Here is a 25,646-nt window from a genome sequence, read left to right as displayed (position 1 = left end):
TCAGCCTCCGGCGTAGGTGATGTTTGGCCTCGGGGGCTGGGTCATGCCGTTGCCGATGAAGTAGTCGACGTGGTGGGACTGCATGTAGCCCTTGACCGTCATGTCGTTGCGGTAGGCGGGATTGTGCGCCAGCGTGTAGAGCCGGGTGCTGGTGGGCTGGTTGGTCGTGAAAATGATCAGCTGGTTGAAGCTGGCGTTGGTGTACACGACCTCCTCGCGCCAGTCGCCGAGGATGTCACCGTGGAACGTGGGCTGGACGTTCTGGCTGGCGTCGACCGCACCGTAGCTCGAGGTGGTCACCAGCCGCGGCACGCTGCTGGTGCCGGTCGGGGCGTTCGGGTTCCACTTCTCGATCTTGCCGTCGTTCAGCAGCTCCATGGTGATGTCACCGTCCCAGAACAGGCCCGTCTGGGGCCACGGCCGCAGGGAGGTGTTGGACTGGGTGAGCCGGTTGCTGGGCGCGTTGTAGAGACCCGAGAAGGCCCAGACCTCCATGCCGGGGAACCGGGGGTCGATGTCTCCCACCATGCCCCGGCCGACGTCTGCGGTGCCGGCCTCGACGTGCTGCCAGATCATGTTTCCGGTTGCCGCGTCGTAGTAGTAGTCGCGCAGCCCGCTGGGATTGTCCTGCTGTACGCCGTAGCCCTGCAGGCCGGCCCGGTTGGGATCGATCTTGGCGATGTGGAAGCGGTCGCCGTGGACGACGCCCCGGGGCGCCAGCGAGTACTTCAGGGTGCCGTTGCCGTTCAGCACGAACCCGATCTCGGCGATCTCGTCCTTGCCGTCGCCGTCGACGTCGATCACCCGGGTGTTGTGCCCGTCGGGCAGGTTCTGGCTGCCGCGCAGGAACTTCCACTGCATGGTCAGGGCGCTGCCGGTGAACCGCCAGGCGCTGAACATGAGGTTGAAGTTGCCGGAGCCGATCCGGTTCTTCATGTACGCGACCAGGCTCGGGTTGACCCCGTCGAGGTGGCCGACCGCGAAGCGCGCGTACATCGGGCCGTCGGACAGGTAGTCGGTCGGCACCGGCGAGGTGGCCCGCGGCGCCCCGGTCATGCCGTCGAGGATGGCGATGGCCTGCCGGGTGTTGTCACTCAGGCCGTTGTACGTGGTGCCGTTGCCGAACCGCACGCCGTTGGCGATCCGTACGGCAACCTCCGCACGGCCGTCGCTGTCCAGGTCGTAGACCGTGACGCCGTCGTTGTGACCGACGTTGACCGTCGCGGACCCGCCCTCGATGTTGTTCTGGTTGGTGCTGTTCGGCCCCATGTTGACCGACCAGAGGAACTGCCCGTTGCTCCGGTAGGCCTCGATCGTCTGCGGCGACGTCTGGCGGTCGAGCACGTAGTCGTACTCGCCGTCGCCGTCGAGGTCACCGACCCAGACGAACTTGACCATACCGCCGGAGCGCAACGGCACCCGGACCACCGGCTCGGTGGCGTGGTTGGCGGTCAGCGTGAAGGCGCCACTCGGCGCCTGCTCCACGCCGCCGACCACCGGGCGCACGTGGTAGGCGTTCGCCTGCCCCAAATTCGCCGTCGTGTCGGTGTAGTTTGTGCCGCCGGTCAGGACGGACGCGTTCAGCTTGACCGCCGTGCCGCCGGCCGTCGACCGGTACACGTTGAAGCCGATGCCATCCGGGTCGAGCCCGAGCAGGCGCCAGGCGACGAGGACGCTGCTGGCGCCGGAGCGCACCGCGACGACACCCCGGCCGAGGTTCTCCATCTGCCGGACGCCCGAAGGCGGTGGCGTGGTCGGGGTCGTGCCGCCGGTCGTCACGTCGACGTAGTCGATGTTTCCCAGCCCGTTCGCCGTCGTGGCGGCGAGCCGGATGGTGTTGTCGCCCGCGTTGAGGCTCACCGTCAGCGAGCGGGTGGACCAGGCGTTCCAGGCGCTCGTGGCGTCGAAGGCGAACGCCGCCTGTACGACAGCGCCGTTGACGCTGACGTCGGCGGGGCGCCCGCCGCCGCCGCCGTTGGCGTACCGGATGTCTACTGTGGCCGATCCGGCGGCGGCGGCGTTCACCGTGAACTGGACGGCCGCGTTGGCGGCGTTGTTGGTGTCACAGAACCCGCTGCCGGAGTACCCCGAATGGTTCGATGCGATGGTGCCGTCGCAGGTGGCCGGCGCGGTCTCCGCCTCGTATCGCGTGGTCGCGGCGGATGCGTTGAGAGCGACGAAGACTCCGACGCCCGACAGGAGGGTCACGGCTGACGCGACCGTTACGAGTCGTTTCATGACTGCCCCAAGTGTTCTCCGACCAGTGCCAGGCACTGGATCGCCGCCAGGCCGTACTGGGAACTGGCGTTGGTGGACACGAAGCTGGCCTCGTCGATCGGCTTGAGCACGGCGGGACCCTCGACGCGGGTGGCCCGCCAGGGCGCGTTGCGCGGGTAGCCGGCGTGGCCGGTGTAGAACTCCTGCCACGCCCGCGCCGCCAGGGTCGCGTTGCCGGTCTTGGCGGCGGCGTACGCGGTGAGCCGCGAGTGCGCCTGGCGCAGGTTGAGGTTGCCGAACGACTGGCCGGTCTCGGCGGTCTGCTCGGCCGCCGTGCCGTTGTAGAGCCGGCAGTACTGCAACCAGGCGTCGGTGAACTCGGGTATATCCAGCAGGTCGATCAGCTCGCTGCAGACCTCGACGAGGCCGAACACCGAACCGAGCGACCCGACCGACACGGCCGGCGCGGCGGGCGCGAAGGTGCCGGTGTCCAGATCGTACAGTCCACTGCCCTGGATGAAGCCGTTCGGCATGGCGGCGATGGTGCGCGCGCTGTTGACCAGCTTGCGCAGTGCGATCGGGTCTCCGCCGCGCTCCCACTCGGTGAGGAAGGCCGCCGCCAGGCCGCTCCAGTCAGTGCCGGTGCTGATCGACAGCGCGTGCGGGTCCGGCTCGTACGGCCCTGTGCGGATCTTGCGGATCGGGTCGAGGACCAGGAACGTCCGGTCGCCGTCGACGAGGTCGCGCATCAGGTCGCCGGTGCGCTCGTCGGCGGTGAGGAAGTAGTAGAAGCGGCGGTAGATCGCCGTGCTGATGCGCAGCTGCTTGGCGCTGTCGGCCCAGTGCAGCACGCCGTGGCGGGTGCCGAGGTCGCGCCACTGGCCGAGATGGTAGACGTCGACCTCGCCGGTGTGCCGGGTCATCGCCTCCGCGAAGCGGAACACGTCGGCGCGTCCCGAGCGCAGGAACTGGTACCACAGCCACAGGTCGGGGGAGAGCTCCGAGTTCGCCCACGCGTACCCGCCCACGTCGTACCGCCACACGTGCCGGTCCGGGTCGTAGGAGTGCATGATGTCGCCGTAGTTCCAGAACCCGTACCAGGAGCGCTGCTCCACCTGCTTGCGGTGGAAGTCGAACAGGAAGTCCAGCCGGTCCTCGATCTCCCGGCGGGGGTCGGTGCTGCGGTCGACGAGGCTCCAGTCGCCGAAGACGCCGGCGGCGTGCAGGGCGGCCGGCGGGGCGACCACCAGCGGCGGCGTGCGCACCGCGTCGGCGAGCTGGGCGAACCGCGCCGCTGACGGGGTGCTGCCGAGGGCCCAGAAAGACAGCTCGGTGGTGCGGGCGACGCCGTACGGGGTGCCGAAGCCGGGTTCGTAGTCCTCGTACGTGATCTCCAGGCCCTCGAGCTGCTCGGGGTACGTGTCCTGGCCCATGCCGTCGTGGTAGAAGCGCAGGTCCATGGGGGTGGCGTCGGGCGACCAGAGCCAGGCGGTGACCTCGGCGCTGTCGGTTGCGGCGCCCCGGATGTCGAGCTGCGTCGGGTGCAGCTGCCAGAAGTCCTTCATGCCGAACGCGAGCCCGCCGGAGACGCCGCCCACGTACCCGAGGCCGCCCGCGCGGCGGCCGGTGTCGACCTGGACCCAGCCGTGCCCGGCCGCGGTGCGCTTGCGGACGTCGAAGCAACCATCGGAGAGCTGGCGCAGGCTGTAGTCGCCCCACGCCGGGATCAGGTGCAGCCGGCTGGTCACTCGGGTGTCCCAGGTGGACGGATCAGGCAGGCGCTGGCCGGCGATCTGCGCCTGGCGTACCGCCGCTCCCGGATCGCGGCGCAGGCCGGTGATGCCGCGGACCGCCTCACCGAGCACGCCGTCGCCGTCACCCGCGAAGCGGATGTGACGGTCGTGCGGCAGGTCGGTCATCGGCACCTGGAACCGCACGCCCAGGCCGCTGATGAAGTCCTTCTTCTCGTTGCCGTCGAAGATGAACGTGTGCACCATACGGATGCCGTCGCTGCCGGCGTAGAGGTACAGCCGGATGGTGAATGGCAGCCAGGCGCGGCTGCCGCGCGTGGCGCGGTGCTTGCCCTCGACCCGCACCACCGCGCGCACCGGGCCGCGCTGCTCGACGGTCACCTTCTGGATCTCCGAGACGAACTTCTCCTGCTGCGTGCTGCCGTTCTCCGCCTCGCCGGGGGAGTTCTTGCGCAGGGCCACGAGGGTGCCGCCGGTGGCGACGACGCGGTCGCCGCGCGAGATCGACGGCACCAGCACCCGGCCATGCTTGCCGATGACGCAGCGGATGGCGCCGGTGTCGACCGTGACCTCCTTGGCGGTCTCGGTGACGCGCAGCGGGGTCGCGGGGGCGGCGGCGGTGCCGGGGCGCAGAACGTACTGCTCGGCGGCCGGCACCTCGGTGCCGATGGCGTGGGCGGTCCACTTGACGCTGCCGTCCGGCCAGTACCCGATGGGCCAGGACTGCACGGGCACGGCGGTGCCGTCGGTGGTGGCCAGGGAGAGCTGATGGACGCGGGTGAGCGCGCCACGCGGCCACGGCACGCCCCAGGTCGCGCCGACGAGGGCCTGGGGTGCGCCGCCGTCGAGCCAGCGCAGGGGCACACCCTCGTCGAGGACGCGAGCGGCTTGCGGGCCTCTTGCGGTGGCGCTCGCCGCGGCTGGCCCGGACGAGAGGGGCAGTTGGCTCGCCGCGCCGGCGATGGCCGCGCCCATGAGGAGACTGCGGCGGGGGATCTGGGGCATGGAGACTCCACTTCACGTGGAAACGCTTACTATCAGATAGCAGGGAACCAGGGCCAACTACAGCTGTCAATACCCTGCATCCCTGCTGGTGCGGCCCGTGATCGTGTTCTAAGCTGCGAGACATCACTGCAAACGTTTTAACCTCGCTTCCACCGGGCGACGGATACCTGTCGCCGTTCACCGGGTGGACCCGAGCCCACTGGGAAGGGCTCGCCGACCACCTGCTCGACGCGGTGGTGCCGCACGCCGCGCCCGGCTTCGCACAGATCCGGCTGCCCGGGCGGCCCGGCCTCTCGGGCCTCGCCAGCGACGGCCTGGAGGGGTACGCGCGCACGTTCCTGCTCGCCGCGTTCCGCATCGCCGGCGCCGGCGGCGCCGCCCCCACCGGCCTCATCGAGCGGTACGCCGAGGGTCTCGCCCACGGCACCGACCCCGGCCACCCGTACGCGTGGCCAGCGCCGGCGGACTGTTCGCAGCAGATCGTCGAGGCCGCCTCGATCGCGCTGGCGCTGCACGAGACCCGCCCGTGGCTGTTCGACCGGCTCGACGCGCCCGTGCGGGAGCGGGTCGTAGCGTGGCTGGCCGGGTTCGCCGGCAAGCGGACCTGGCAGAGCAACTGGGTGCTGTTCCCCGTCGTGATCCAGCAGTTCCTGGCCGGCGTCGGCGCGCCGCACGACCCGGCCGAGATCGCAGGCGGGCTGGACCGGATAGAGCAGTGGTACGTCGGGGACGGCTGGTACACCGACGGCGACGGGCGCTGCTTCGACTACTACGCCGGCTGGGCCATGCACCTGTACCCGCTGCTGTGGGCGCGGATGTCCGGCGACCGCGAGCGCGGCGACCTGTACCGGGAGCGGCTGCGCACGTTCCTCGACCAGTACCAGCACATGTTCGCCCGGGATGGCGCGCCCGTGCACCAGGGTCGGTCGCTGTGCTACCGGTTCGCCACCGTCGCGCCGCTGTGGCTGGGCGAGCTCATGGACGCCACGCCGCTGCCGCCCGGCCGCACCCGGCGGATCGCCAGCGGGGTGCTGCGACACTTCGCCGAGCACGGGGTGCCCGACGAGCGCGGGCTGCTCGGCCTCGGCTGGTACGACCGGTTCCTGCCGGCCACCCAGCACTACTCGGGGCCCGCGTCGCCGTACTGGGCCAGCAAGGCGTTCGCCGGCCTGCTGCTGCCGGCCGACCATCCGGTGTGGACGGTTCGGGAGAGCGCCGCCCCGATCGACGACGGCGACCGGGTGGTCGCGATGTCCGGTCCCGGCTGGCTGCTGCACGCCACCCGCCACGACGGCGTCGTGCGCCTCGTCAACCACGGCAGCGACCGGGCGCGGCACCTGGCCGCCGGCGGTCTCGAAGACCCGCACTACCTCCGGTTCGGGTACGCCTCGCACGCCGCGCCGGAGACAGGTGAGGACGCCAGCGCGCGCGCCGTCGACGGCCACCTCGCCGTCGTGGCGCCGGACGGCACCGTCTCGCGCCGCCGCCGCATCGAGCCGCTCGCCACGCACGACCGGTTCGCCGCCTCCGCGTACGAGGACGGGGCGGTGCGGGTGGTGACGGCGTCGGCCGTGCGGGGACCCTGGGAGGTCCGCGCGCACCGGGTGACCGCGCCGGCCGGCTGGGCGGTGCGCGACGGCGGGTACGCACTGGCCGACGCCCGCCCGCCAGCCGTCCACACCGGAGCGTGCTGGGCGCGGGTGTCGAGACCCGACGGGCTGTCGAGCGTCGCCGTCGGGCTGCACGGCTTCGGCGAGGCTGCCGTGGCGCGGGCGGTGGACGCCAACGCATACGGCGCCTGCTCCGCCACCCCGTACCTGACCGCGCCCGCCCACCCCGGCGACAGCGCCGTCTACGTCTCGCTCGTCGCGCTCACCGGCGACCGCGCTGCCCCGGACGCGCTCGCCGAGTCCGTCGCGGTGACGGTCGACGGCGACCGGGTGGGCGTGACGTTTCCGGACGGCGAGCGGGTCGAGCTGGAGCTTGGTGCCGCGCTCGCGTACACGCGCTGGCCGGTGGGGTCTGCCAAGCCTGTGCGGTGGCCGCTAGATTGACAAGCTCGGGGGATGGGAGGCGATGTGGCGCGGCGCGCTAGCGAGACCGCGGACGGCCCGCGGCGGTCGACGATCCGCGAGGTCGCCAACGCCGCCGGGGTCTCCGTCGCGACCGTGTCCCGGATCCTGAGCGGCAGCTACCCGGCCTCGCCGGCCACCCGTGCCCGCGTCATGCGCGCGGTCAAGGAGCTGGACTACGTGGCTAACGCCCACGCCCGGGCGCTCGCCGGCACGCCCAGCAAGAGCGTCGCCATCGTGCTCAACTCGGTGATCTCCCCGCACTACGCTCACGTGGCCCAGGGCGTGGAGACGCAGGCCGCCGTCGCGGGCCGGCTCTGCCTGATCGGCACCACCGGCGGCGACCCCGAACGCGAGCTGGCCATGGTCAAGTTCATGCGCGAGCACCACGCCGAGGCGGTCATCCTGGTCGGCAACGTGGTGGCCGACGAGCAGTACCGGGAACGGATGAGCCAGTACGCGCACGCGCTCGCCACGATCGGCTCGCGGCTGGTGCTGTGCGGCCGGCCGCCGCTCGGGCCCGGCGTGCCCGCCGTCGTCATCGAGTACGACCACGCCGGCGGCGCGTTCGCGGCCACCAGCCACCTGCTGTCCGCCGGCCACCGGCGCATCCTGTTCCTCGGCCGCCGCCCCGACTACACCACCGCCGAGGGGCGGCTCGCCGGATATCGGCAGGCGTTGGCGGCGTACAAGGTGCCGCACGATCCGGCGCTGGAGCTCGAAGGCACGATGGAGTGGCAGGAGGGGCACCGGATGATGAAGGAGCGACTGGCGGCGGGCCCTCCCGACTTCACCGCGGCCTTCGCCGTCAACGACCTCATCGCCGGTGGTGCGTACCGGGCGCTCGCCGAGCACGGGCTGCGGGTGCCCGACGACGTGTCGATGGTGGGCTTCGATAACCTGCCGCCATCGCTCGACCTCAACCTCACCACCGTGCACCTGCCCCACGAGGAGGTCGGGCGTACGGCGGTGCGGCTGGCGCTGGAGCACGAGGCGCACGGCGGCACCTACCCCCACGTCACCCTGGGCACCCACCTGGTCCTGCGCGACTCCGTCCGCCCGCGCCTGTCGTGAGCCGCACGGTCACGAGCTGGAGCGCCATGGTGTGAGGTCGAGCGTCGGGTAGCGCATGGCCATGCCGGTAAGGGTTTCCGGCGTCCAGTAGGGGTGTCCCGGCGGCGGGAACCCAAAGGCCTGTAGCTGGCGTGGGGTGGCACGGCCGACGAACGCGGTCCACGCGTTCGAGAAGCTCAGAATCATCGAAGCGTGATCGGCGTGGCAACCGAGTTTCCGCCACGTCAAACAGCGGGGGGATCGGGGTTGGCTAGGCGGATGCTGTCACGCAGCGCAGCTTGCCGGCGCGCGGAAAGGCTCGCACCGTGCGCTGGCGCACAAGGCTCAGAAGGCCAGGTCGGTCACCACGCCGAAGTGGTCGGAAGGCCACACCGCAGCCTCGCCGGAGCGGTCCGGCGAGGTGAACGCGAGCCGGGTGTCGAGCGTGGTCGCCGCGCTTCCGCGTACCAGGATGTAGTCGATCCGGCAGCTCAGCTCGCCCGCGGCCCGCACGTAGTCGTTGGCCTCGTCGAAGGTGTAGCCGGGCGGCGCGTCGCCCCACGCGTCGGCGAAGCCGGCGTCGCACAGGTATTTCATCTCCACGGAGTCCGGCTCAGCGTTGAAGTCACCCAGTAGGACGGCGGGCAGCGCGCCCGTCGGGGAGAGCGCGTCGACGTGCGCCGCCACGTACGCGACCTGGCGCAGGCGCAGGGGGGCGTGGTGCGGCTCCCAGGCCAGGTGGGTGACGAACACGGGCAGGTCGCCGACGGGCGTCTGGACCAGCGTGTACAGCAGCGAACGCGGCTCGGCCACGTCGGCGCCGGGCAGGGGGATGACGTTCCGGGTCCGGATCGGCCACGGGCTCAGGACCGCGTTGCCCTGCCAGATCCCGCCCCGGCCGTCGCGCGGCGCGGCCGGGGCGTAGGCGACGTGGTACCCGGTGCCGCGCGCGATCGCGAGGGCCTGGCAGGTGTCCACTGCGGCGGGTGCGGAGACGTCCCGCAGCACCTCCTGCAGGCCGATCACGTCCGGCGCCAGGCGCGCCAGCTCGTCCCGGATCAGCGGCAGCCGCCGCGGCCACGGCCCGCGGTCGTGCCAGATGTTGAACGTAGCGACCCTCACTCCCTTACTCCGCCCAATGGTTCGTTCGCTCGCGCGGCGCCTGAAGGCGACGCCTTCCCTTGTCGCTCCGCTCCTCGGTCCAGACGCCGCCGCGCCAGCTCACTCACGAACTGCGCCCTTGGCCAGGTCGCTGACGAAGTTGCGGGCGAAGAGCAGGAACATCGCGATCAACGGGATGACGGACAGCAGGGCGCCGGTCATGATGCGGCTGTAGTCCAGGCCGTGCACGGTGTTGAGCTGTTGCAACGCGACCTGGAGGGTGAGCTGGTCGGGGTTGACCAGGACGACGAGCGGCCAGATGAAGTCGTTCCACGCCGCGATGAACGTGTAGATGCCCAGGAACGCGAGGCCCGGCCGGATGATCGGGACCACGACGCTGAGGTACTGCCGGAAGAAGCCGGCGCCGTCGAGCCGGGCGGCGTCGAGCACCGAGTCGGGTACCGCGTTGTGGATGTACTGGCGCAGGAAGAAGATGCCGAACGCGTTCGCCGCGGCGGGCACGATGAGCGCCTTCAGCGAGCCGACCCAGCCCAGCTCGACCATGATGACGAACCCGGGGATGATGGCGAGCCCGACGGGCAGGAAGAACGTGCCGATCAGTATGCCGAACAGCATCCGCCGCCCGGGAAAGTCGTACTTGGCGAAGGCGAACGCGGCGAGGGAGTCGAAGAAGAGCACGAGCAGCGTCGTGGTGCACGCGACGATGACCGTGTTGAGCATCGAGCCCCAGAAGTCGATGCTGTCGAGGACGTTGCGCAGGTTGGTGACGAGCTGTGAGCCGAAGGTGAGCTTCGGCGGGAACTGGTAGATGTCCGATGTGGAGTTGGTGGCCATGACCACCATCCAGTAGAACGGGAACATCGCCAGGACGGTGCCGAAGATCAGCACCCCGTGCAGCAGCAGCCCGCGCGTCCGCTGAGATCTCATCACCGGCTCCTCTCGTTCTGTCCACGCTGGACCAGGGCCCAGTTGAGGATCGTGAAGAGCGCCACGACCAGCAACACGACCACGGCGATCGCCGCGCCGTACCCGTAGTCGTTGTGCGAGAACGCCGACCGGTAGAAGTAGAAGACCATGGTCAGGCCGCTCTGCCCGGTGCCGGCGGTGTCGCCGAGCAGCACCTTGGGCTCGGTGAACGTCTGGAGCCCGCCGACCGTCGACAGGACCACCGTGAACAGGATGATGGGGCGCAGCAGCGGCAGCGTGACGTGGCGGAAGATCTGCACCGCGTTGGCGCCGTCGATCCTCGCCTGCTCGTACAGGTCGCTCGGGATGGTCTGAAGGCCGGCCAGGTAGATGATGGCGTTGTATCCGGTCCACTGCCACACGGTGAGCACCGCGATGACGATCTTGATGCCCCAGGCGTTCTGCAGCCAGGAGACCTCCGGCAGGCCGACCGCCTCCAGCCCGGCGTTGACGAGCCCGTAGTTGGTGGCGAACAGCGCGCCGAAGAAGATCGAGATCGCGACCGTCGAGGTGATGTTCGGGATGAAGAACGCCATCCGGTAGAACGCCTTGAAGCGCTTGACCGAGTGCAGGAGCACGGCGAGCACCAGCGCCAGGGTCAGCGTCGGCACCGTCGACATCACCCAGATGAGCAGGGTGTTCCACAGCGACAGCCAGAAGATGTCGTCGCTGATCAGGTACTCGAAGTTGTCCAGCCCCGCGAACCGCATCTCGCCGATGCCGTCCCAGCGCTGGAACGCCAGGTAGAACGAGAACAGCAGCGGGGCCAGGCCGAAGACCGCGAACAGCACGTAGAACGGCGAGATCGCGAGGTACTGCGGCCAGTGGGCCAGCACGCGCCGGCGGCGGCCCGGCGCGCGACGCGGTCCTATCCGGATGCGCGTCTTGTGGGCCGCCGCCGGTGCGGCTGTGCGGGACAGGGTCACGTCAGGAGACTCCGACCCGTTCCCCGGCCTTCTTCGCCGCCGACACGGCGTCATTCCACGCGGCCTCCGGGTCCTTGCCCTTGGTCTCCACGTTGCTGAGCTCGGCGGCGAACGGCTCGCGCAGCACGCTGTCGTGCTCGCTCTCGTACGCGACGGGGATCTTCTCCGCGGCTGGGCCGAGCACGTCGATCGTGACCTGGCCGCCGAAGAACTCGTCGGGTGAGGTCAGCGCGGACATCTTGTACGCGGCCGGCGCGGCCGGGAACAGGCCCGCGTCGGTGTAGCCGCGCGCCTGGTTGTCGGCGTTCAGCAACCAGGTGATGATCTCGAACGCCTTCTTCGGGTTGCCCGAGCTCTTCGGGATCGCGAGGAACGAGCCGCCCTGGTTCGCCGGGCCGCTCGGCATCGGCGCCACCCGCCAGTTGCCAGAGGTCTTCGCGGCCGCCGACTTGATGTCGCCCGCCACCCAGGCCGCGCCGAGCTTGGCGGGCAGCGTGCCCTGGTTCCAGGCGGCGTTCGCGTCCTGCCCGCCGCTGGCGACCTTGAAGCTGATGCCCAGCTGGACGGCCTTGGCCGCGAGGTCCCACGCCTTGCGAATGTGCTCTTGGTCGCCGATGAACTTCTTGTCCTTGTCGGCGTACCGCTTGGTGGTCTGCCCGACGGCCATGTCGAAGACCTCCACCGCCTCGCCGACCATGAACGTGCCGGGCAGCGCCTTCTTCAGCTTCACTCCGTTGTCGAAGAAGGTCTCCCAGGTCGACATCGCGGCGGTCACGTCGGCCACCTCGGAGGGCAGCCCGGCCTTGGAGAAGATGTCGGCGCGGTAGAACAGCGCGGTCGGGCCAATGTCGATCGGGAAGCCGATGAGCTTGCCGTCGGGCGTGCTGCCCTGCTGCCACTTCCACTCGAGGTACTGGCTCTTCACGTCGGCCGCGCCCAACTCGTTCAGGTCGAGGAACTGGCCGGCCTGGCCCATGAAGTACGCGATGTCCTCGCCCTTGATGCCGGTGATGTCGGGCATGAACTGCCGGCTGGTGATCGTCGTGACCAGCTTGTCCTTGAAGCTGCCGCCGACCTGGGTCGCCTTGAACGTGATGTCGGAGAACTGCGTGGAGACGTCAGCGACCACCTTGTCGCTCAGGCCGCCCGACCAGTACCAGAGCGACAGGTCCTTGCTGTCGCCGCCGGTGCTGCCGGAGTCGTCGTCGCCGCCACACGCCGCGGAGGCGCCGACCGCCGCGCTGGCGGCGGTGAACAGGCCCGCCTGCAGCAACCGTCTGCGGGAGATTGTCATGGGTTGTCCCACCCTTCAAAGGTCACGTTCTCAGAAATCCAGTCATCAAGGAAGGCGTACTCGCGGACCAGGTCGGGGTCGCCGGCCCTGGTCGTGCGCCACCACTCGGCGATGTCCGCCCAGCTCGGCGCGGCCATCGCCCCACCGAGCCGCTGCACCGACAGCGCCGCGGCCAGGTTCGCGAACCGCAGGCGTTCGGCCAGCGGGCGGTCCGCGAGGGTGGCGAAGATGAAAGCGGCGCCGAACACGTCGCCGGCGCCGGTCGGGTCGAGCGCGGGTACGCGCAGTCCGGACACCGCGGCCGACTCGCCGGTGGTGTTGTCGACGGCGAGCGCGCCGTCGGGGCCGAGCGTCACGACCGCCACCGGCACCAGGTCCGCGAGGCGGGCGAGCGCCGCGTCGGGGGAGTCGGTCGCCGTGTACCGCATCGCCTCGCCCGCGTTGGGCAGGAAGGCGTGGCAGTGCGAGAGCTGTTCGAGCGTCTCCGGCGCCCACGCGCCGGAAGGATCCCAACCAAGATCAGCGAAAACCAGCGTCCCCTGGGCCCGCGCGCGGGCCAGCCAGCTCTGCGGTTCCTCGCCAAGGTGTACCGCTGCCGCGCGGCTCGCCGGCGGCTGGCCGACGAGGTCGTCGGGGGAGAGCGGGGGCGGCTGCCCGTGCGTGACCAGCGCACGGTCGTTGTCGTACGCGAGCGCCACGGTCACCGGCGTGCGCCAGCCGGGGAACCGGCGCGAGCGGGTCAGCTCGACGCCCTCCCGGCCGGCCAGCTCGGCCCAGCAGTAGTCGCCGAGCATGTCGGCGCCGAACGCCGCGGCCAGCGCGGTCCGCAGGCCGAGGCGGCGCAGCGCGACCGCGAAGTTGGCGATCCCGCCAGGGCCGGAGTCCATGCCGCGCGTCCAGGTTTCGGCTCCGAGGGTCGGCGGCTTGGTCATACCGGAGAAGACGATGTCGGCGAAGAGCAGCCCGGAGAGGAAGACGTCCGGCGTGCGCTCAGTCATTGCCATGCCCTTCCTGCTCGACACGTACGGCGGGCCGTCCAACATTGCGCATGAGTGTGCACCCCTTGTAGCCACGATGGCAATACCTGTTCAAAGTCAGTCATCGCCATGCGCGAGTTTGGCTGATACGATCCAGCGCAGTTCAGCGGTGGTCAGGACGTACAACGACCCGGCCGCCCGGAGGCGAGGAGTGACCGAAACGTGAAACTGGTGATCCTCGGAGGCGGGGGGTTCCGGGTGCCCCTCATCCACCGGGCCCTGCTCGCCGAGCGGGGTGAGCCCCGGGTGAACGACCTCGTGCTCTACGACGTCGACCTCCGCAGGCTGACCGCGATCCGGCACGTACTGGACCAGCAGGCGGCGCTCGAACCCGGCGAGCACGCCCCGGTCTCGGTAACCGTGACCACCGAGCTGAAGGAGGCGCTGGTTGGGGCCGACTTCGTCTTCTCCGCGATCCGGGTCGGCGGCCTGGAAGGCCGGGTCATCGACGAGCGGGTCGCACTCGACCAAGGCGTACTCGGGCAGGAAACGGTCGGCGCGGGAGGAATCTCCTACGGCTTGCGGACCGTGCCCGTCGCGATCGAGGTGGCCCGACGGATCGCGGACCTCGCCCCCGACGCCTGGACGATCAACTTCACCAACCCGGCGGGCCTGGTCACCGAGGCCATGGCCGCCTACCTGGGCGACCGGGTCATCGGCATCTGCGACTCACCGGTGGGACTGACCAGGCGCGTGGCCCGGCTGCTCGGCATCGACCCGGCGACCGCCCGGTTCGACTACGCCGGCCTCAACCACCTGGGCTGGCTGCGCGGCGTGTACGTCGAAGGGCGCGACCACCTGCCCCGGCTGCTTGACAACCCGGAGGCGCTCGGCTCGTTCGAGGAGGGCAAGCTCTTCGGTCCGGACTGGCTGAAGACGCTCGGCGCGATCCCCAACGAGTACCTGTATTACTACTACTACGCGAACGAGGCCGTGGAAGCCGCGCGCACCGCGACCCAGACCCGCGGCGCCTTCCTGCTGCGCCAGCAGCACGACTTCTACGCGGAGACCGAGCGCGACGCGGGCTCGGCGCTGGACGCGTGGCGGCGCACCCGAGCCGAGCGCGAGGCCACCTACATGGCGGACACCCGGGACATCGCCGGCGCGGGCGACCGGGACTCCGACGATATGGAGTCGGGCGGGTACGAGCAGGTCGCGCTCTCGATCATGCGGGCCATCGCCCGGGACGAGCGCACCGTGCTGATCCTGAACGTGCGCAACCGCTCGGCGCTGTCGATCGTGGACGCCGACGCGGTCGTCGAGGTGCCCTGCGTGGTCGACGCGAACGGCCCGCACCAGGTCGTCATCAACCAGCTGCCCTCGCACGCCGCAGGCCTCGTCGCCAGCGTCAAGGCGGTGGAGCGCGCCACGATCGAGGCCGCCGTACGGGGCTCGCGACGCGCGGCGCACAAGGCGCTCGCGCTGCACCCGCTCGTCGGGTCGGTCACGGTCGCGCAGCGGATGCTCGACTCGTACGTGGAGCACTTCCCGCAGTTGTCCTACCTCCGTGGTTAGCTTCGTGGTTAGAGAGGCTCGTTTTCGTGCACGATGATCGTCTCCATGTCGAGCGGCGCATAGACCGGCTGTACCGCGAGCGCATCCTGCCGGCCAAGTACGCCGCGCGGGTGCCGCTAGCGGTCGAGGTCTGGTACGTGCCGGACGAGCCGGTGCCGGTGGCAGAGGCCCTCGCAGCGCAGTACCGGCCGGCGACCGTTGGCGAGCCGTGGGGTACGCCATGGTCGACCGCGTGGTTCCGGGTGCGCGGCACCGTACCCGAGCAGTGGGCCGGGCGGCGCGTGGAAGCGGTGTTCGACCTCGGCTTCAGCGGCGGCGGCCCCGGTTTCCAGGCCGAGGCGCTCGTGTACGACGCCGACGGCACGCCCATCAAGGGCGTCGCGCCGCGCAACACGTACGTGCCGATCGCCAACCCGGCACAGGGCGGCGAGCAGGTGGCGCTGCTCGTCGAGGCGGCCGCCAACCCCGACGTCATGGTGCACGGCTTCCGCCCCACGCCCCTGGGTGACAAGGCCACCGCCGGGCGGGAACCGCTGTACCGCCTGGCGTACATGGACCTGGCCGTGCTGGACGAGGACGCCTGGCACCTCGCCCTCGACATCGAGGTGCTGGCCGGCCTCATGGCCGAACTGTCCACAAGCGACCCGCGCAGGCACGAGATCCTGCGCGCCCTGGAGCGGGCGGCGGACGCACTCGACGCCCAGGACGTCGCCGGCACCGCGGCGGCGGCACGCGCCCAGCTCGCGCCGGCGCTGGCCAGCCCCGCGCACGCCAGCGCGCACACGCTCGCCGCGGTCGGGCACGCGCACATCGACAGCGCATGGCTGTGGCCACAACGGGAGACCATCCGCAAGTCCTCGCGCACGTTCGCCAACGTGACCGCGCTCGCCGCAGAGTACCCGGAGTTCATCTTCGCCGGCTCACAGGCGCAGCAGTACGCGTGGGTCAAGGCGCACCAGCCGGCCGTGTTCGACCGGATCGCCGAGGCGGTCAAGGCCGGCCAGTGGGCGCCAGTCGGCGGCATGTGGGTCGAGTCCGACGCCAACCTGCCCGGCGGCGAGGCCCTGGCCCGCCAGCTCGTCCACGGCAAGCGGTTCTTCATGGACGAACTCGGTGTGGAGTGCGAGGAGATCTGGCTGCCCGACTCCTTCGGCTACACGGCCGCGTTCCCGCAGATCGCCCGGCTCGCCGGCATCCGTTGGTTCCTGACCCAGAAGCTGTCGTGGAACCAGACCAACAAGCTGCCGCACCACACCTTCCGGTGGGAGGGCATCGACGGCACCCGGGTCTTCACCCACTTCCCGCCCGTCGACACGTACAACTCCGACCTCAGCGGACGCGAGGTCGCCCACGCGGTCGCCAACTACGCCGAGAAGGGCGCCGGCACCCGGTCGCTGGTGCCGTTCGGCTGGGGCGACGGCGGTGGCGGGCCCACCCGGGAGATGCTGGAGACCGCGCGGCGGCTACGCGACCTGGAAGGCTCGGCGCGGGTCGTCATCGAGAAGCCGGCCGACTTCTTCCGGGCCGCCGAGGCCGAGTACCCGAACGCGCCGGTGTGGTCCGGTGAGCTGTACCTCGAACTGCACCGCGCCACCTACACCAGCCAGGCGCGCACCAAGTCCGGCAACCGGCGCAGCGAGCACCTGCTGCGCGAGGCTGAGCTGTGGGCCGCCGCCGCGGCCGTGCACGCCGGCTACGCGTACCCGTACGAGGCGCTCGACCGGCTGTGGAAGGTGGTGCTGCTACACCAGTTCCACGACATCCTGCCGGGTAGCTCGATCGCCTGGGTACACACCGAAGCCGAGGCCACCTATGCCCAGGTGGCGGACGAGCTGCGCCACATCATCGGCTGCGCGACCGCCGTGCTGGCCGGTGCGGGCACCGTCTTCAACGCCGCGCCGCACGCGCGCGCCGAGGTGGTCGACGCGGCCGACGGGCCGGTCTTCGTGCGAGTGCCCGCGCTCGGCGCGGCGAGACTGGCCTCTGTGGACCCGCCGGCCGCCGTGACGGTGGCCGGGCTGGTGCTCGACAACGGCCTCGTCCGCGTCGAGGTCGACCAGAACGGGCTGCTGGCGTCGGTGCGTGACCTGGCAGCTGACCGGGAGGTGCTGGCGCCCGGCCGCCCCGGCAACCTGCTGCAACTGCACGCCGACCTACCGAACGAGTGGGACGCGTGGGACATCGACGCGCACTACCGGCGGCAGCGGGTCGACCTCACCGAGGCCAGCTCGGTGACCGTCGTCGACAGTGGACCGCTCGTCGGCGCCGTCCGGGTGGTGCGCGAGTTCGGCGCGTCCCGCGTCACGCAGACGATCCGGGTGCGGGCCGGCAGCCGGCGGGTCGAGGTCGAGACGGACGTCGACTGGCACGAGACCGAAAAGATCCTCAAGGCCGCGTTCCCGATCGACGTGCACGCGGACCGCTCGGCCTCCGAGATCCAGTTCGGGCACGTGTACCGGCCGACGCACGCCAACACGAGCTGGGACTCGGCACGCTTCGAGGTGTACGCGCACCGGTGGACGCACGTGGCCGAGCCCGGCTACGGCGTGGCGGTGCTCAACGACTCCACGTACGGTCACGACGTCACCCGGAGCACCCGGGAGGACGGCGGCACCACCACCACGGTCCGGCTGAGCCTGGTGCGGGCGCCCCGCTTCCCCGATCCGGACACCGACCAGGGCGCCCACCGTTTCACGTACGCCCTGCTGCCCGGAGCGTCCATCGTGGACGCCGTGGCCGAGGGCTACGCGCTGAACCTGCCGCTGCGCGTCGTCGCGGGCGGCGAGGGGGCGGCGCCCGCGCCACTGGTGGCCGTGGACGATCCGGCGGTCGTGGTAGAGGCCGTCAAGCTGGCCGACGACCGCTCCGGCGACGTCATCGTGCGACTGTACGAGTCCAGCGGCGCCCGCACGACGACGACGATCAGCCCGGGCTTCGAGGCGGGGGCGGTGACCGTGGTCGACCTGCTGGAGCGCCCGCTCCCACACACGCCGATGGAACCCGCCGCCGCCCGCTTGACGCTGCGCCCGTTCCAGATCGTGACGCTCCGCTTCGCCCGTACGTAGGCCGCCCGGACTCCCACCCGAATTCCGTCGATCAAGGGCAAACGCACGTGGTTCGATCTCATTTCCACGTGCATTTGCCCTTGATCGATGGAAATCTCCTTGATCGACGCCGTGCTACGCCATCGGACGTATCGGCCATACGCCCTGCTAGAGGACGGTGGTGAGGAGGTCTACCGCGGAGGCCTGGCGAGCGGTGTCGGCCTTGTCGAACGGGCCGGCCCAGTGGATACCGTACCTGTGCGCGCCGTCGCTCGCGTTGGCCAGCAACGACTCGGCCTGGCGTGCCAGGTAGGACCGGTACGGGCGCTCTGCCACGTAGCGATCCAGCTCGTCGAGGTTGCGCACGAAGATGCCCTTGAACGACGGGGCGTCGTCGTCGGCGCCCACCTTTTCGCTCGGCTCGGTCAGGATGCCGCCGGGGGAGAGGTACTCGCTCGTGGTGGTGGCCGTGGCGATCCGGCGAGCGACCGCGAGCAGGGCGTCGTCGCCGGTCGCCCGGTGCAGCTCGACCAACGCGCCGAGGATGACACCCTGGTTGTACGTCCAGGTCTCGCCGCCGTTGTTCACACAGTGCCTCAACCCGTCGTTGACGAGTCCGTCCTCATTGAGCATGCCGCTCGCGTCGAACCAGCGCCACGTCTCAACGGCGAGTTCGAGGTAGGAGGTGTCGCCGGGGAGCCGGTTGTGCAGGGCGGCGAGCAGCTTGAGGTACAGCTCGTTGCTGATCGCGTTCTTGTACGTCCGCTGCGGCACGTCCCACCAGACGCCGCCCCCGCACGTGGCGTCCCAGTACCCGCCGATCCACTCGGCGCCCGTGCGCGCGATGTCCAGGTACCGCCCGTGCCCGGTCAGGTCGTACGCGCGCACCATGGCGAGCGCCCACCAAGCGGTGTCGTCGGTGGAGTCCGAGCGGAACTCACCGTCCATGTACACCCTTCGCTGGATCTCGACCGTGTGGTCGAGCACCCACAGATACTCGGTGTCGCCGCTGCGCAGCATGTAGTCCAGCAGTGCCTGCAGCGCGTTGCCGGACTGCCACCAGGGGCGCTCGGGCTCCCACCGGCCGGTCGACCGGTCGTAGAAGCCCATCATCGCGTCGACGGCCGCCCGAGCCTGTCTCACGCCTCGATCACCTCGACGCCGGCGTCGCGCAGGGTGGCGCAGGTCGCCCGGTCGGCGCCCGCGTTGGTGACCACGACGTTGAGGTCTTCGGGGCCGCAGACCCGCGCGACACCCGTGCCCGGGAACTTGGTCGAGTCGGCCAGCAGGATGATCTGCTCGGAGGCCGCGATCATCGCGCGCTTGATCGAGACCTCGACCACCGTCGTGTCCATCACCTGGCCGTCGGCGCGCACGCCGCTGGTGCCCAGGAAGAGCTTGTCGGCGCGGACCTGGCGCAGCGCGTCTTCGGTGAGGAACCCGACCAGCGAGCGGTAGCTGCGGCGCACGACGCCGCCGAGCAGGATGAGCTGGATGTCGGGGTCTTCGGCGAGGACCTCGTAGACCGCGAGGTTGCTGGTGATGACGGTCAGGGCGCGGCCGCGCAGGGTGTAGGCGAGGCGGTGCGCGGTGGTGCCGATGTCGAGCAGGATGGTGTCGCCGTCCTTGATCAGCTCGGCGCACCGGTTGACGATCGCGTCCTTCTCCTCGACCCGCACGGTCGCGACCTCGGCGAAGGGCTCGTCGGCGTCGGCGACGGACACCGCGCCCCCGTAAACCCTGGTCAGCCGCCCGGCGCGGTCAAGCTGCACGAGGTCGCGGCGGATGGTCGCCTGGCTCACGCCGAGGCGCTCGGCGAGTGCCCGGACGGCTGAGGGGCCCTCGGCGCGGAGGCTCCGGAGGATCAGGTCGTGGCGCTGCTGCGCAAGCATGGCAGGGATCTTAGCAGTCACACTCGCTCATCGCAGCGCTCGACTACTGTCAAATGTTGCGCAACTTTGCTCGGCGTTGCGCCTGGCCCTAAGGAAGATCACCGATTCGGGAGGGTGCCGAGGACACATATGGTCTTGGATCATGACCGAGGACGTCCTGGGGAGCCTGCCACCGGTTTTGGTGTACCTCCTCGTCGCAACGCTGGTCACCGTGGAGGTGGCGGTCACCGCGGGCCTGGTGCTGCCGGCCGCGACCGCGCTCATCGCCCTCGGTCTGCTCGCGAACGCCGGCACCGTCGGCATCGTGCCCTCGATCGGCGTCGCGATCGCCTCGGCCTGGCTCGGCGGCAGCATCGCGTACCACTCCGGGCGCCGGCTCGGGCCGCGCACGCGGACCAACCGCCTCAGCCGCTGGATCGGCCCCAAGCGCTGGGAGCGGGCCGACCGCCTGCTGGCGAGGTACGGCGGGCGGGCCGTGTTCGTCGGGCAGCGCGATCTGGGCCAACTCCCCGCCCACGCCCCCTCCCGCTCCTCCGCCCCCGCCCTCCGCCCCCGCTTTCCGCCCGCCCCCGCTTCCCGCCGATCAAGGGCAAACGCACGTGGTTTGATCTCATTTCCACGTGCATTTGCCCTTGATCCATGCAGATCTCCTTGATCGACACGACCCGCCACCGTGGCCGCGCGAGCCGTAAGACCCGGCGGCCGGCGACGCCATGTCCAACGTCTGGCTTCCCCGCTCCGGCCCCCACGCGGGCGTGTGCGGCGGCAGCGTCAGAGAAGGCCGGCGAGCTTGTAGAGCACGAGCGATCCGGCCACCGCGACGTTGAGGCTGTCGCCGGTGCCGATCATCGGGATCTCCACGACGGCGTCGAGGAGATCGACCGCCTCGGGTGGGATGCCCGTGGACTCGTGGCCGAGCACCAGCACCGTGCGGCGCCGGGCGGCCGGCAGGTCGGCGAGCCGGATGGCCTCGTCCGCCAGTTCGGCTCCGACGATGGCCGACCCAGCCTCCTTCTGAGCCCGCAGCCAGTGCGCCGGATCGCCGACCCGGTGGACGCAGCTGCGCCGGCGCAACGTGTTGCCGCGGGCCAAGGCCTCGTCGACCCACACGAAGCGCGGCACCGCCAGGCACGCACCCACCGCGTCGCAGGTACGCAGCAGCGTGCCGAGGTTCGCGCCGTGCAAGGGCCACAGCGGGGCGGCGATGAGGTGATCCCAGCAGCGATGGGAGTGACGACGGCGGGCGGCCCGTATCTCGCGGCGCGGCCGGACCCGGATGGCGGGGCTCACCAGATGGGAGCGCGCACGCTCCAAAGGTTGTCGCTCATGCGCCCAGTCTACCAAGTCACGGCCGCTACTCGCCTTCCCTGCCCCTCCTCCACAGTGGTCAGTGGGGCCCGCTCAGGCGATTCGACGCCCGTCGAACACCAGCATGACGCCTTCTGTGCGATTCTCCTGTGCGGGCACCCAGTCCACGACGACCAGCGGTGGCGTGCACGCCTGGAGCTGCCGGACACTTACAACATCGTCGCGGTGCGGGACGACCGCCCCGTGGGGATGGCGAGCGGCGTCCGCGGCGACGACGGCGTGCCCGAGCTACGGTCGGTCTGGGTCAGCCCCGAGGCCAGGGGGCAAGGACTGGGCGACCGGCTGATCGGTGCGGTCGAGGCGTGGGCGCTGCGCTCGGGGGCCACCGAGCTGCGGCTCGCGGTCATCGAGGGCAACGAGCCGGCCGTCGCCCTGTACCGCCGCCATGGCTTCGTCGACGCCGGCCTGCGAGCCGACCAGCGCTTGATGCTGAAGCCCCTGGGCTTCCGGGATGGATCTGGCACAGCTGACTGAAGACGTCGAAGAGATCCGCCGATCAAGGGCAAACGCACGTGCTGTGATCTCAGGCGTAGGTCGATGGGGTCATGTCCATCGACCCACATCGTAACGGTCGATGATGCGGGCGTCCGGGGCTGACCTCTGAGAAGGTGGAGTAGACACGACCGGAGGGAGCGGCTGGTGAACGAACCGACGACAGCACTCGACCCGCGCTTCAGCGACACCGACGCGGCACCAACCGCCTGGCAGCGGACTGTCGAGGTGCTGGAGAGCGCCGAGGTGTTCTGGATCTCGACGGTCCGGGCGGACGGCCGGCCGCACGTCACGCCGCTCGTCGCGGTGTGGCTCGACGACGCGCTGCACTTCTGCACCGGCCCGGCGGAGCAGAAGGCCGTCAACATCCGTGACAACCCGCACGTCGCCCTGACCACCGGGTGCAACCAGTGGGACAACGGCCTTGACCTCGTCGTCGAGGGGGAGGCGCGCCGGGTCACCGACGACGCCGTGCTCGCCCGGTTGGCCGAGGCGTGGGCGCGGAAGTGGGACGGGCGGTGGCGGTTCCAGGCGCGGGACGGCGCTTTCCATCATGACGACCCGGGCGGCATCGCGCTCGTTTTCGCGGTGAAACCGGCAAAGGTTCTCGCCTTCGGCAAGGGCGGCTTCAGCCATACCCGTCACCGGTTCTGACCGGGTGTTTAGTTCGTCGGCACGTGGTGCCCTGCCTACCCTCCGCTCGGGCTGATCACTCTCGTTTACATCACGTTCGCAGCCGGGTTCGTAGGTTGCGGCGGATGCACAAGCCTCCTGTGGTGTTACCGGCGGCTACGGTCGGCAGGTACAAGCTGGAAACGGGAGGTGCCTTCGACGTGACCGCCGCTGGCAGCACGGCCGTCGCGAAGCCGGCCGGGTGACGAGCCGGCGCCATGCGGATCCTGCTGATCGAAGACGATCCCGACCTCGCCGAGGTCGTCGCCCTCGGGCTGCGCAACGAGTCGTACGCGGTCGACGTGGCCGGCACCTACGCCGGCGCGGAGGAACTGCTCCGCACGACCGCGTACGACGTCGCGTGCTTCGACCTGGGGCTGCCCGACGGCGACGGCCTCGACCTCGTCCGGCGGCTGGCGCGCGACCCCGACCTGCACCGGCCGCGACGGTCGCTCGTCCTGACCGCCCGCGACGCGGTCGCGGACCGGGTCGCCGGGCTGGACGCCGGCGCCGACGACTACCTGGTCAAGCCGTTCCACTTCGCGGAGCTGGTGGCCCGGCTGCGCGCGCTCGGCCGGCGTGGCGACGGCCACGGCTCGACGCTGCGGGTCGGCGAGCTGGCGCTGGACCTGGCCGCGCGCCGGGCCTGGCGGGCCGGCCGGGAGCTCGACCTGACCGCGCGGGAGTACTCGCTGCTGCGGTATTTCATGCACCACCCCGGCGACGTGCTATCGGCGGAAGACCTGCTGGAGCACGTGTGGGATGCGAACGCCAACCCGTTCACCGCCTCGGTGCGGGTGATCCTGAGCCGGCTGCGTCGCAAGCTCGGCGACCCGCCGCTCATCGCGACGATCACCAGCGCCGGGTACCGGCTGGAGGCCCCGCCGTGACGGGCCGGTGGGGCTCGCTGCGGGTGCGGCTGGCGCTGCTCGGGTTCCTGGCCATCTACGGGCCGGCGCTGCTGCTCTTCGGTGTCGTCCTCGCCACCGACACGGAGACCGAGACGCGTCATGTCGACGGCGTCGAGACCGTCCAGGACACCACCTCGCGCGGGTCGATCTGGGTCAGCGTGACTGTGCTGGCACTCAGCCCTGCCGCCGCCGCCCTCGCCTGGTGGTGGGCCGGCCGCGCGGTGCGCCCGATCGACCGGGTGCGCGCGGTCGCCGACGACATCCGGGCCGCCGACCTGAGCCGCCGCATAGCGCTGTCCGACGGCCCGGCCGAGGTGGCGGCGCTCGCGGCGAGCTTCGACGCCATGCTCGAACGGCTGCATGAGGCGGGTGAAACGCAACGGCGGCTCATCGAGGAGGCCAGCCACGAGCTACGGATACCCCTGGCCGTACTGGTGACCAACGCGGAAGTGCTGCTGGCGCACCCGAAACCCACCGTCGAGGCGTACCGGCGCGGCCTGGAACGGTCGCGGGTGGCCGCCGTGCGGCTCCAGGCCGTGCTCGACGAACTGCTGGTCGACGCCCGCGGCCGTGCGCGTATCCTCGACCGGCGGCCGGCCGACCTGATGGTGGTTGTCCGCGCCATCGTCGACGAAGCCAGCGTGCCCGGGGTGAACCTGTCGTTCGACGGGCCCGAAACCGCCATCTGTCCTGTCGACGAACCCACCGTTCGCCGTGCCGTCCACAACCTCGTGGACAACGCCATCAGATACAGCCCGCCCGGCACACCGGTGCGTGTCGCCGTCGAGGTCACCGCACACGATGTCGCGGTCGTGGTGACCGACCGCGGCCCCGGCATCGCCGCCAGCGAGCACGACCGCGTGTTCCAGCGCTTCTGGCGCGGCCGGTCCGACGTGCCCGGCACCGGCCTGGGCCTGGCCATCGCCCGGCAGGTCGCGCAGGCGCACGGCGGAGACCTCACCCTGACGTCGCCGGGACCGTCGGGCGAGGGCTCCACCTTCTACTTCACCGTCCGGCGTTTGTGATCAGGTTGGGCAGCTGCCTCTCGAAGACCACCTTTCCGGAGGCGTCGTACCCGACGAGGAACGGTGCCTTCACGGTCTCGTTCGCGAGGTACCAGTAGAAGTACATCCCTTCCGCGTACAACCCCGGCCGGACCGTCCCGTCGGGCAGCCGCAGCTCCGCGCGCACGGCCTCGCCGCCCGGACCCCACATCGTGTGTATCCCGCGGTCGTCGGCGGACCCGCCGAGGCTGCCGAACGTTTCGCGCGTGTTCGCGGGTGTGCACTGACCACCGGCCGCGCGGACGCTCGCTGGGGCCGGCCGGTCCAGGTCACCGGGCGCCTCGAACATGGGGGACACGCACGTGGTGCCGTTGGAGCCGGTTCCGGCCCAGACGGACAGCACGGTGCCGTCGGGCCCTGGAGCCTGGGCGACCCGGTGCGCGGTGTCGACGTCGACACCGCCCTTGGTCTCACTGGTCCAGAACGACAGCTCCTGGGTGAACGACTCCGGCAGCACGCCACTCGCTGTCGCGACGCCCGCCCCCGTGGCGAGCAGCGCGGCGGTCACCGCGGTGGTGACGAGCACCCGCCGCCGGCGGGACCGTACGGGCAATGCGGGCGCCCTCGACGCCAGCACCCCTTCCAGGGCCGCCTCGCGGTCGGCCACCGGCCACGCCTCCTGCACTGTGGACTGGGGGCGCAGGTTTTCGAGAATCGCCATCGCGCGGTCGTCGGTGTTCATGCGGTGCCTCCAATGGACGGTACGGGCTCGGGGCGGGGGCGCGGGTCGGCGTCGAGGCTGGCGCGCAGCCGCCGGCGGGCGCGGGTGAGGCGCACGTGGAACGCGGGCAGCGAGCAGCCCGCCACCTTCGCCGCGTGCTTGGGCGACAGGCCGTCCCAGGCGACCAGCAGCAGCGCCTCGCGCTCCTTGGCCGTCAGGGCGGCGAGCTCGGCCAGCACCGCCGCGCGTTCGGTGACGAGTACCTCGGCCGCGGCGGCCGGCTCCGCGATCTGGCGGAACCGTTCCAGCTCCGCCGCCAGCCGCTCCTGCCGATGGCCGGAGCGGCGCTGGTTCGCGATGGTGTTTCTCGCCACGACCAGCAACCAGGGCAGCGGGTCGTCCGGTACGTCCGCCAAGCGGCGCCACGCCACCAGGAACGTCTCGGAGACCACGTCCTGCGCGATGTCTCTGTCGACGTGGCGCAGCGCGTAGGCCATCACCCGGTGGGCGTGCGACCTCCAGAGCGTAACGAGACGCTCCTGCGCGGGTGCCTCTTGTTTTCGTCTCACGTCACGTACTGTCCG

General features: G+C 70.8%; 22 protein-coding genes. 9 read left to right on the top strand and 13 right to left on the bottom strand.

The window, feature by feature from the left end; translation table 11 throughout:
- Positions 1–2,238 carry a rhamnogalacturonan lyase family protein gene (locus V6V89_RS07875; protein ID WP_334618317.1) on the bottom strand — a complete coding sequence of 746 codons (2,238 nt, stop codon included), beginning with the start codon at positions 2,236–2,238 and terminating at the stop codon, positions 1–3.
- On the bottom strand, positions 2,235–4,973 hold the full coding sequence (locus V6V89_RS07870) for an exo-rhamnogalacturonan lyase family protein (RefSeq protein WP_334618316.1): 2,739 nt from the start codon (positions 4,971–4,973) through the stop codon (positions 2,235–2,237). Before V6V89_RS07870 ends, V6V89_RS07875 begins: the two co-directional genes overlap by 4 nt.
- 113 nt (positions 4,974–5,086) lie before the next feature.
- Between V6V89_RS07870 and V6V89_RS07865 the strand changes: the two genes are divergently transcribed.
- Complete coding sequence (locus V6V89_RS07865; RefSeq protein ID WP_334618337.1) at positions 5,087–7,027, top strand: DUF2264 domain-containing protein; 1,941 nt, start codon at positions 5,087–5,089, stop codon at positions 7,025–7,027.
- A gap of 24 nt (positions 7,028–7,051) precedes the next feature.
- A complete protein-coding gene (locus V6V89_RS07860) occupies positions 7,052–8,119 on the top strand; it encodes a LacI family DNA-binding transcriptional regulator (RefSeq protein ID WP_334618315.1) in 1,068 nt (355 codons plus the stop codon).
- A 9-nt stretch (positions 8,120–8,128) separates the two neighbouring features.
- Here the strand turns inward: V6V89_RS07860 and V6V89_RS07855 are convergent, their stop codons facing one another.
- From V6V89_RS07855 to V6V89_RS07830, 6 genes are all read right to left on the bottom strand, one after another.
- Positions 8,129–8,305 (bottom strand): hypothetical protein, encoded by a 177-nt coding sequence (locus V6V89_RS07855; protein ID WP_334618314.1) that lies wholly within the window; start codon positions 8,303–8,305, stop codon positions 8,129–8,131.
- A gap of 138 nt (positions 8,306–8,443) precedes the next feature.
- Positions 8,444–9,220 carry an endonuclease/exonuclease/phosphatase family protein gene (locus V6V89_RS07850; RefSeq protein ID WP_334618313.1) on the bottom strand — a complete coding sequence of 259 codons (777 nt, stop codon included), beginning with the start codon at positions 9,218–9,220 and terminating at the stop codon, positions 8,444–8,446.
- Positions 9,221–9,319: 99 nt separating this feature from the next.
- The gene (locus V6V89_RS07845; protein WP_334618312.1) at positions 9,320–10,147 is read right to left on the bottom strand and encodes a carbohydrate ABC transporter permease; all 828 of its coding nucleotides are present in this window, start codon (positions 10,145–10,147) and stop codon (positions 9,320–9,322) included.
- On the bottom strand, positions 10,147–11,112 hold the full coding sequence (locus tag V6V89_RS07840; RefSeq protein WP_334618311.1) for a carbohydrate ABC transporter permease: 966 nt from the start codon (positions 11,110–11,112) through the stop codon (positions 10,147–10,149). The genes V6V89_RS07845 and V6V89_RS07840 overlap by 1 nt, the downstream gene beginning before the upstream one ends.
- Position 11,113: 1 nt before the next feature.
- Entirely contained in the window at positions 11,114–12,406 is a 1,293-nt protein-coding gene (locus V6V89_RS07835; RefSeq protein ID WP_334618310.1) for an ABC transporter substrate-binding protein, read from the bottom strand.
- Positions 12,403–13,410: a carbohydrate kinase family protein gene (locus V6V89_RS07830; protein WP_334618309.1), complete on the bottom strand. Its 1,008-nt coding sequence runs from the start codon at positions 13,408–13,410 to the stop codon at positions 12,403–12,405. Before V6V89_RS07830 ends, V6V89_RS07835 begins: the two co-directional genes overlap by 4 nt.
- A 195-nt stretch (positions 13,411–13,605) precedes the next feature.
- Here V6V89_RS07830 and V6V89_RS07825 point away from each other — a divergent pair, with 195 nt between their 5' ends.
- The gene (locus V6V89_RS07825) at positions 13,606–14,958 is read left to right on the top strand and encodes a 6-phospho-beta-glucosidase (protein WP_334618308.1); all 1,353 of its coding nucleotides are present in this window, start codon (positions 13,606–13,608) and stop codon (positions 14,956–14,958) included.
- 26 nt (positions 14,959–14,984) lie between these two features.
- Positions 14,985–18,023: an alpha-mannosidase gene (locus tag V6V89_RS07820; RefSeq protein ID WP_334618307.1), complete on the top strand. Its 3,039-nt coding sequence runs from the start codon at positions 14,985–14,987 to the stop codon at positions 18,021–18,023.
- A 147-nt stretch (positions 18,024–18,170) separates the two neighbouring features.
- Here V6V89_RS07820 and V6V89_RS07815 read toward each other — a convergent pair whose 3' ends face one another.
- On the bottom strand, positions 18,171–19,145 hold the full coding sequence (locus V6V89_RS07815; protein WP_334618306.1) for a glycoside hydrolase family 76 protein: 975 nt from the start codon (positions 19,143–19,145) through the stop codon (positions 18,171–18,173).
- The gene (locus V6V89_RS07810) at positions 19,142–19,894 is read right to left on the bottom strand and encodes a DeoR/GlpR family DNA-binding transcription regulator (protein WP_334618305.1); all 753 of its coding nucleotides are present in this window, start codon (positions 19,892–19,894) and stop codon (positions 19,142–19,144) included. Before V6V89_RS07810 ends, V6V89_RS07815 begins: the two co-directional genes overlap by 4 nt.
- Positions 19,895–20,036: 142 nt before the next feature.
- On the opposite strand from V6V89_RS07810, the gene V6V89_RS07805 reads away from it, so the two are divergent.
- Positions 20,037–20,549 carry a DedA family protein gene (locus V6V89_RS07805; protein ID WP_334618304.1) on the top strand — a complete coding sequence of 171 codons (513 nt, stop codon included), beginning with the start codon at positions 20,037–20,039 and terminating at the stop codon, positions 20,547–20,549.
- Between the two features lie 116 nt (positions 20,550–20,665).
- Here V6V89_RS07805 and V6V89_RS07800 read toward each other — a convergent pair whose 3' ends face one another.
- The gene (locus V6V89_RS07800; protein ID WP_334618303.1) at positions 20,666–21,184 is read right to left on the bottom strand and encodes a TrmH family RNA methyltransferase; all 519 of its coding nucleotides are present in this window, start codon (positions 21,182–21,184) and stop codon (positions 20,666–20,668) included.
- Here V6V89_RS07800 and V6V89_RS07795 point away from each other — a divergent pair.
- From V6V89_RS07795 to V6V89_RS07780, 4 genes are all read left to right on the top strand, one after another.
- Complete coding sequence (locus V6V89_RS07795) at positions 21,119–21,736, top strand: GNAT family N-acetyltransferase (RefSeq protein WP_334618302.1); 618 nt, start codon at positions 21,119–21,121, stop codon at positions 21,734–21,736. The two genes, V6V89_RS07800 and V6V89_RS07795, sit on opposite strands and share 66 nt — an antisense overlap.
- Before the next feature lie 165 nt (positions 21,737–21,901).
- On the top strand, positions 21,902–22,408 hold the full coding sequence (locus V6V89_RS07790) for a pyridoxamine 5'-phosphate oxidase family protein (protein ID WP_334618301.1): 507 nt from the start codon (positions 21,902–21,904) through the stop codon (positions 22,406–22,408).
- A 236-nt stretch (positions 22,409–22,644) separates the two neighbouring features.
- Positions 22,645–23,316 (top strand): response regulator transcription factor, encoded by a 672-nt coding sequence (locus V6V89_RS07785; protein ID WP_334618300.1) that lies wholly within the window; start codon positions 22,645–22,647, stop codon positions 23,314–23,316.
- Entirely contained in the window at positions 23,313–24,362 is a 1,050-nt protein-coding gene (locus V6V89_RS07780) for a HAMP domain-containing sensor histidine kinase (RefSeq protein ID WP_334618299.1), read from the top strand. Before V6V89_RS07785 ends, V6V89_RS07780 begins: the two co-directional genes overlap by 4 nt.
- Here the strand turns inward: V6V89_RS07780 and V6V89_RS07775 are convergent.
- Positions 24,343–25,083, bottom strand: a complete 741-nt coding sequence (locus V6V89_RS07775; RefSeq protein WP_334618298.1) for a hypothetical protein — start codon at positions 25,081–25,083, stop codon at positions 24,343–24,345. The two genes, V6V89_RS07780 and V6V89_RS07775, sit on opposite strands and share 20 nt — an antisense overlap.
- Complete coding sequence (locus tag V6V89_RS07770; RefSeq protein WP_334618297.1) at positions 25,080–25,631, bottom strand: RNA polymerase sigma factor; 552 nt, start codon at positions 25,629–25,631, stop codon at positions 25,080–25,082. Before V6V89_RS07770 ends, V6V89_RS07775 begins: the two co-directional genes overlap by 4 nt.
- Between the last annotated feature and the right edge of the window lie 15 nt (positions 25,632–25,646).

Origin of the sequence: Micromonospora sp. CPCC 206061, from assembly GCF_036906915.1 — a bacterium.
In the GTDB taxonomy this organism is placed as follows: Bacteria; Actinomycetota; Actinomycetes; order Mycobacteriales; family Micromonosporaceae; genus Phytohabitans.
This window is presented reverse-complemented; position numbering and strand designations above follow the sequence as displayed.